Here is an 8482-nt window from a genome sequence, read left to right on the forward strand (position 1 = left end):
GGAACCGAGAGTGACGTCGTGGTCTCGACATCCACCGGAGCCGGATCCGAGACCGTCACCGTCTGAGCCGACGCCGACGAACTCACAAACCCAGCACCAGCAGTGAAGTCAGCCGTAACACTCTGAGCGCCAGCAACATCAAACGCATGGCTCAGTGTCGCAACACCCGAGGAGACTGCAACCGGGGAACCGATCGCAACACCGTTGGACTTGAACTGCACAGTGCCAACAGCATTGTTCGGAGCAATCGTCGCCGTCAGATCAACCGCCGTACCCGTGACCGCAGTAGCCGGAACCGAGAGTGACGTCGTGGTCTCGACATCCACCGGAGCCGGATCCGAGACCGTCACCGTCTGAGCCGACGCCGACGAACTCACAAACCCAGCGCCGGCGGTGAAGTCAGCGGTAACACTCTGCGCACCAGCAACATCGAACGCATGCGACAGAACTGCAGACCCACCGGCAACAGTCACCGGGCTTCCGATTGCCGTGCCATTCGACTTGAACTGCACAGTGCCCACAGCGTTGTTCGGAGCAACCGTCGCGGTCAGATCAACAGCCGCACCCGTAACCGCCGTAGCCGGAACCGACAACGACGTCGTCGTCACCACATCCACCGGAACTGGGTTCGAGACTGCCACGTTCGCGGCGACGGATGTCGAACCCGCGTACGCCACCGCACTCGGCGTAAACACCGCCGTGACAGAACGTGAGCCAGCGGATCCAAAAGAGTGAGCCAATGTGGCCACACCACCGCTGACGGTGACAGGGGACCCGATATTGCTGCCGTTGTCCTTGAACTGGACAGTTCCTGGCACGTTGTTGGGCCCGACTGTCGCCGTCAGGTCTACCGACGAACCCACCGTCGCGGTGGCCGGCACCGACAGCGCAGTTGTGGTGTCGCGCTTGGCAACCGTCACCGATGGTCCCATGGTGGAATGATCTTCGGAGACTCCGAAACCACTGCTTCCCATCACGGTGCCCCTGGCGGTGACGCCACCACCGAGTGCACCGACCGCGCAAGAATCCGTGACGAGGTACGTCACGCTGAGTGTCCACGGATTGTTCCCGTTGACCAGCCACCCGGCATTGGTCACAGTGACTGACGTCGCCGAGACGGACGACGGAGTGATCGCCGACGTGGATCCTCGCGTCAGTTTCGCAGACCCCGTTTCGTACGTCAGGCAGGCGGGGTGCACATCGACGAAGGTGTTGATGTACCCGTCTATACCGGACTTGGTGAGGGCAGTTGTGTACGTGATCTTGTCACCGAGATACACGGTGTCGACGTTGGAACTGCGTGTGAACCGGTACTTGCCCTCGGAGACGGTTGCCGTCGCAGCAGAGGAGACGGTAACCGAGATGGAACCGACCGTGAGCAACGCCACCGAGGCGACGCCGACGAGCGCTATGCCACGACGAATCAGGTTACGCGACATGAAAACTTCTCCGACCTGAATCGCAGAACTCTTGGTGTGACATAGCTACTCCCGTCGACGGTATTCGAATACTGCAGATGCTGTGACCAGATCAGGAACCGAACGGAAGGGACCCCAACGATCCGGTTCCGAGCGAACCGGTACCGCCGTTGCCGCCGTCACCGGGCGCCGCGTTGACCTGGACGGTGCGGACATCGGACGTGGATCCCGTGAATCCGGCTGCGCCACTGTAAATCGCCTTGATCGAGTGCACACCGGTCGTCGTGAATGTGTGGTTGAGGGCGGCGATCCCGTTGATTACCGCAACAGCCTCACCGATCGGTGTGTCACCGTCCATGAACTGCACGGTTCCACCGTTCTGCACCGAAGTGACAGTGGCGGAGAGAGTTACCGACTTGTTGACGGTCGAACTGCCGGGAACGGTGATTCCAGTGGCTGTTGCGATGTCGGACGGAGCCGGAGCGGTGACGTTCACCGTGCGCGCCAGCGCCGTTGATCCGAGGATTCCGGAGCCGCCTGAATACACCGCGGTGATGCTGTGAGTTCCCGTGTTCGTGAACGTATGCGACAGGCCGGCAGCGCCAGCCGTCACGGCTTCCGGACCACCGATCGCGACGCCGCCGTCGAAGAACTGCACGGTGCCTTCTCCGACGATTCCGTCAGTCGATGTCCGAACGCTCGCCCACAAGTCTGTTTCCACACCGGTTTTCGCTTCACCGGGCACACTGAGCAATGTCACGGAGCCCTGATCGGCGACACTCACCTGGACGGACTGAACACTGGACGTTGATCCGTTCACTCCGTTAGTACCCGAGAACACCGCCGTGATGTCGTGCGAACCGGCCGTGGTGAAGGTGTGGTTGAGCGTCGCTGAACCGCTTGTCACCGCGATGGTGCCGCCGATATTCGTACCGCCATCCTTGAACTGCACCGTTCCGCCGTTGCCCGCAGGAGACACAGTGGCTTTGAGGTCAACGGCACTGCCGGTGTCAGCACTGAGCGGAACAGTCACGGTAGTCGCAGAATCAGCTGCTGCAGTCGACACGGTCACGGTCTTAGGGGCCGAGATCGAGCCGCCGAATTCTGCACCGCCGGAATAGACGGCCGAGATGCTGTGCGCACCGTTGGTAGTGAACTGATGCGAGAGTGTCGCCGATCCGTTGACCACTGCTACCGCACTTCCGATGTTCGCCGCACCATCTTTGAACTGGATGGTTCCTGAGCTTGGCGTCGGCGAGACCACCGCAGTCAAATCCACGGCTGCGCTGGTTGAGGCAGCATTCGGCGCGTTGAGCGCTGTCGTCGTGTTCTGTTGAGCGAGAGCCACTGTGACGGTCGAGGGTTGGGAAGCCGAGACACCGAAGCCGGCGGCACCCGAGTACTCGGCAGTGATGCTGTGTGCGCCGGTAGCGGTGAACGTGTGCGCAAGAGAAGCGATTCCGCCACTCACGGCAACCGGGCCATCGATCGCAACTCCACCGTCCTTGAACTGGACGGTTCCACCGTTGGGTTGCGGGTTCACAGTTGCCGTCAGGGTGACGGCAGCGTCCTTGTTCGCGGTGGAAGGCACCTGAAGTGTCGTGGTCGTGTCTTGCGTGGAGCTCGAGATGTCGATCGTCTGCGCCTCTGCGGTCGAACCGTCGAAACCTGCAGTGCCGGAATAGACTGCGGTGATCGAATGCGCGCCGGTGGTGGCGAAAGTGTGGGCAAGCGTCGCTGCTCCGGCCGTCACCGGAATCGCGCCTCCGATGTCGATCCCACCGTCCTTGAACTGCACCGTTCCACCGTCGGTTGCCGGTGAGATGTATGCGTTCAGGTCGACGGAGGTCTGCTCGACAGCGCTCGCCGGCACGGTTACCGACGTGCTCGTATGTTCATTGGGTGCCGCCACGTTCACTGTCTGTGCTGACGACGTGGATCCGAGAAACTCGAGAACTCCCTCGTATGCGGCGGTTATGGAATGACCCCCCGATGTCGTGAATGTATGCGGCAGTGTGGCAACACCATTGACGACGGTGACTGGAGCACCGATGTCGGTCCCCCCGTCCTTGAACTGAACGGTGCCGCTGGTCGGCGCCGGCGAGACCTGCGCGACCAGATCCGTCGACTGGCCGACGGTGGCCGTCGTGCCGGATGTCAGGGCTGTTGTCGTCGCCACCTGTGTGACGACGTTGACGGTGGCCAGCGCCTGACCGCCTGCATTCAATCCGCCATTGTTCGAATCACGCGGCGAGCAGTTGTACCGCTCCCAGTACCCCGGCCACAATGTCTCGTACTGCAGGAAGGTGAATGCGTTTTTCGGGGAGTTGAACGAGCCCGAATCACCGTCGGTCGCACGAACCTTCGGCTGCACCGTGCTGCCGGCAGCACCGGCAACCACCGTCACATCGATCGCCGGCAACCGGAAGGTATTCCCCGCTGCGACCTCGATTCCGCCGTCGCTGTTCTTACTCGTGCTCGGGCCGTTGCTGCCCTTGTTGTTCGAGTCGGCAGTCTGGTTGTTCCCCGAAATACGTAAATGCGATCCTGCGCCGTCCGGCGAACCGCCGTCGTTGATCCGAATCACCGACGGAGCCACACCTGACAGATTCGATGATGAACCTGCCACCACTCGCGCATCCACGAAGGACACCCCCGAAGGAATGTCGAAGTCGTACTTGAGTCGCGTCCACTTACCGACACTGCGACCCGCATGGCCACCTGTCGGCACCGACATCGCATTCGGTTGCACCCGGTACGTGAACGTCGACCCTGCCACTACCTTCTCCGGCGCCGACACCGTCACACCCGTCGAATGAAACACATCCGAGATGTCAACGGCCAAATGCTCATAGCCGTCACACCCCAACTTGAAGTCAACACTCTTCTCCACGGGCGGCGACGACGACGGAGCTGCCGAAGCAACACCACCCGCGACCAATACACCGCCGACCAACGCCGCCACCACAACCGCGGAACTTCTTCTCACAGACACGAATACTCCTCAGCTAGCAACGCACGAAGGTCAGGAACCGAACGGAAGAAAATCACTGGATCCGCCGCCACCGTTGCCGGTCGAGGCCTTCTCGACGAGGACGGAGGTAGCCGCCGACGTCGAGGCAGAGAATCCGGCAGCACCGCTGTAGACAGCGGTAATCGGGTGAGCACCCACCTTGTCGAAGGTATGCCCCACGGTGGCAACGCCGTTGACCAATACAACCGCTTGACCAATTGGTGTGTCGCCATCCATGAACTGCACGGTTCCACCTGCGGTCTCCGACGCGATGACGTTGGCGCTCAACGAAATTTGTGAACCCACCGTGACTGTGCCGGGTACGGATATGACGGTGGCGGTCGAGATGTCCGACGCGGTCGCCTCCGATACGTTGATCGAACGGGCTTGCGCTGTCGAGCCGTTACGACCTTCTGATCCGCTGTAGGTCGCGATGATCTCGTGTGCACCCGTAGTGGAGAAAGAATGTGTCAGCTTGGCCACTCCGTCGAATACGAAGACGGGCGCACCCAGGCTGACCACTCCATCGGAGAACTGAACCGTTCCGCCGGTCGAAACAGGCTGCCCACTCGGCAATTCGAACACCGAAGCCCAAAGGTCGGTGGCGGCGCCGGTCTTGGCTTCGCCGGGAACACTGAGCAGAGTGGCGGTGCCGAGATCCGCGAGACTGACCTCCACGGTGCCCGGGGTGGACGTGGAGCCGTCGAATCCGACAGCGCCGCTGAACGCAGCGGCAATGTCGTGAGACCCGGAATTCGTGAAGACGTGGCTGAGCGTCGCGACACCATCGACCACGTTGACCGGATATCCGATAGGAGCGCCCGCGTCCGTGAACTGAACGGTGCCACCGGAAGGCTTCGGTTCAACCGACGCCTTCAGATCTACTGCGCCACCAGTCCTGGCAGCCGCCGGGACGGTCACCGTTGTCGACGTGGCGACATCGGAGGACGTCACCTCGATGCTCTGCGCCGCCGAAACCGATCCGGCGGACGTCGGATCACCGGAATAGAGCGCGGTGATCGCGTGCGTTCCAGCCGTCGTAAAGGAATGGGTGATGACCGCTACGCCGTTGTCGACGGCGACAGGGTCACCGACCGGTACACCCGCGTCGGCGAACTGAACGGTGCCACCCGCTGGTGCGGGACTGATCACCGCGCACAACTCAACCGGGTTCCGGGTCGTTGCCGATGACGGCACGGTGACTACCGTCGTGGTCCCGGAGATTCCGTCATCGATCGTGATCGTCTTCGGCAGCGATGTCGAGGCTGTGAAGCCCACCGTTCCCGAGTAGATCGCAGTGATCGAATGACTGCCCGCCGAATCGAAACTGTGAGTAAGGTTTGCGGTCCCTCCGACGAGTTCGACCGGGGCGCCGATATCGACTCCACCGTCCTTGAACTGGATCGTTCCGCCAGTAGGTGTTGGGAAGACTGATGCGGACAGCGCTACTTCGTCGCCGGTCGCGGCTGACCCGGAAAGGTTGACGAATGTTGTCGTCACCGAATCTGCCGCTGCGACTCCCACGATCTGAGGAGTTGACGTCGATCCCGCAAATTCGGATGTTCCGCTGTAGATCGCTGTTATCGAGTGCTGCCCGGAGATTGCGAAGGAGGTGGTCAGCTTGACCTGCCCGGAGGTAACCTGCTGCGGCGCACCGAGATTATTCGATCCGTCCTTGAACTGAACCGTGCCACCCGTCGGCGTCGGTGAGATTGTTGCACTCAAATCCACTGGCGCGTTGAGCGCCGAATTCTCGGGCGCGGTCACTGCTACCGATGTCGCAGTGCGTGCGGACTGGACCTTGATTACCTTGGCCGCCGATGTCGATCCGGAGACTCCGGGTACGCCGCTGAATTCAGCAGTGACGCTGTGGTCGCCGGCCGTCGTGAAGGTGTACGGAAGTGCGGCGGTTCCGTTGACGACCGCGACCGGTCCACCGATCGGGTTGCCTCCGTCCTTGAACTGAACCGTGCCACCAGATGTTCCACCGGAAACGCCCGCAGACAGGGTTATCTCGGTGCCTACGTAAGTCGAGGCCGGTAGGTTGAGCTGTGTGGTCGAGGGTGCATCAGCGCTCGATACTGCGATGGTCGCCAGCGCGCCTGCCCCGCTGTTGAGCCCCGATCCCGTTCCGTCCCGCGGAGAGCACTTGGTCGGCGCCCACTGGGTTCCACCGAGGAAGGTGGCTTTGGCGAGTTGGGTGCTGAAATTTTCGCTTGCGTTGTAACTTCCGGCGCTGCCGGACGTCCGCACCTTCGGAGTGATTGCCGTCCCGGCAGTGCCCGCGACGACGGTTACCTCGACGGCCGGCATCTGGAACCAACTGTCCCCGTTGCCGTTGGACGATCCGTCCAGATTCTTCTTGAGTTTGGGAGCACGGATGCCCCCTTCGCTGTTGGTGCTGTTCGAAGTGCCGTTGGCAATCACTTCGTTGTTGCCCGACAGTCGAAGCAGAGGCCCTGCCGAATCGGCTGAGCCCGACGTGTTGATCCTCAGCACGCCTGCCGGAACCCCATCGAGGTTCTTACCCGTGTTCGGCAGCACAGCGGCCTGAACGAATGTCGTGTTGTTCGGAATCTCGAAATCGAACTTCAACCTCGACAGATTGCTGGTCGTCGCGCCGGAATCACTGTCCGGGTATGAAGCCGGGCCAGGCTGGATCGTGAAAGTGAATGTCTCTCCGGATACCACTGTGGTCGGCGCATTGACGATTACTGAATCGTCTTTGGTCTTGTCGACGTTGATGGCCGCCGATGCGCGACACGTACTTTTGAATGAGGTCGTGGTGGTCTGCGCAGCAGCCTGCCCACCACCTATAAGCAGCATCCCGGCCACCAGGGCAGCGCCGGTCAGAGGCGCGGCGCAGTGCCGGAGCGTCGAGATGTGCATTGGTTCTTCTCTCGGAATACTCGAACAGAGCGAAAATCAGGATTGAAGCTGGACGCCCGTACAGTACCCGCCAAAAGTAGCACGTGTATCAGTTTTTTCGGACAAACATTCATAAATTGCCGATACCTACGCTAACGACCAATCGCCGAGTCTTTCGGCAGTGCAATGCCCCTTGCACCCATGGGCAGTGCAATGCCCCTTGCACCCATGGGCAGTGCAATGCCCCTTGCACCCATGGGCGCAAGGGGCATCACATCATCGGAGAATCAGGAACCGAACGGCAGCGACAGCGATCCGAGCGAACCGGAGCCTCCACCCCCGTTACCGACGTTCACAACCGATGCAGTCGACGTGGAACCCGTAACTCCCTGGGCTCCGCTGTAAACCGCGGTGATCGAATGATTGCCGGTCGTGGTGAAGGTGTGGCTCAACACAGCCTGCCCACCTACAACATCAACAGCCGTCCCGATCGGAGTCGTTCCGTCGAAGAACTGAACTGTTCCCGACGTCGCGCCGGAAGAACTGACCACAGCCTTCAGCTGCACCGAGGTGCCGACCTTTGCCGAAGACGGAGCCGTCAACGACGTAGAGCTCTCAACATCCGACGGGGTCGGAACGGTGACGTTGACGTCGACGGATTCCGCTGTGGATGAAGTGAACACACCGGATCCACTGAATACGGCCGAGACTGCAAAGGTGCCTTCTGCTCCGAATACGTGCGGCAGCTTGGCAACTCCGTCCACAACCGCGACCGGGGCGCCCTGATCGACTCCACCGATCTTGAACTGGACCGTTCCACCGGACGGCACCAGGGCGTCCGAGGGATCTTCGGACACTGTCGCGAAGAGATCGACAGGGAGTCCGACCTTGGCTTCACCCTGAACGCTCAGAACTGTCTTCGTCGCCTTGTCGACCGGAGCCGGATCCGAGACCGTCACCGTCTGAGCAGACGCCGACGAACTCACAAAGCCAGCACCGGCAGTGAAATCAGCCGTAACACTCTGAGCACCAGCAACATCGAACGAATGACTCAATGTCGCAACACCGCCAGTCACTGTCACCGGGGAACCGATCGCCGTGCCGTTCGACTTGAACTGCACCGAACCGACAGCAGTGTTCGGAGCAACCGTCGCGGTCAGATCAACCGCCGTACCCGTGATCG

General features: G+C 61.2%; 4 protein-coding genes. All 4 read right to left on the reverse strand.

Annotation, left to right across the window (positions count from 1 at the left end; all coding sequences use genetic code 11):
* Positions 1–1439 (reverse strand): Ig-like domain repeat protein (locus ACFWAD_RS01635; protein WP_378540822.1); only part of this gene is annotated, 1439 nt, incomplete at its 3' end.
* A 91-nt stretch (positions 1440–1530) separates the two neighbouring features.
* The gene (locus ACFWAD_RS01640) at positions 1531–4413 is read right to left on the reverse strand and encodes a beta strand repeat-containing protein (RefSeq protein WP_378540824.1); all 2883 of its coding nucleotides are present in this window, start codon (positions 4411–4413) and stop codon (positions 1531–1533) included.
* A 30-nt stretch (positions 4414–4443) separates the two neighbouring features.
* Positions 4444–7320 (reverse strand): beta strand repeat-containing protein, encoded by a 2877-nt coding sequence (locus ACFWAD_RS01645; protein ID WP_378540827.1) that lies wholly within the window; start codon positions 7318–7320, stop codon positions 4444–4446.
* A 266-nt stretch (positions 7321–7586) separates the two neighbouring features.
* The coding region (locus ACFWAD_RS01650; protein ID WP_378540830.1) for an Ig-like domain-containing protein at positions 7587–8482 on the reverse strand (896 nt) is incomplete at its 5' end.

The sequence above is a fragment of the Rhodococcus sp. NPDC059969 genome, assembly GCF_042738325.1.
Taxonomy (GTDB): Bacteria; Actinomycetota; Actinomycetes; order Mycobacteriales; family Mycobacteriaceae; genus Rhodococcus_F.

Excerpts from the sequence above, each read along its gene's own strand:
- ACFWAD_RS01645 (WP_378540827.1), bottom strand. The coding sequence starts at position 7,320 with ATGCACATCTCGACGCTCCGGCACTGCGCCGCGCCTCTGACCGGCGCT.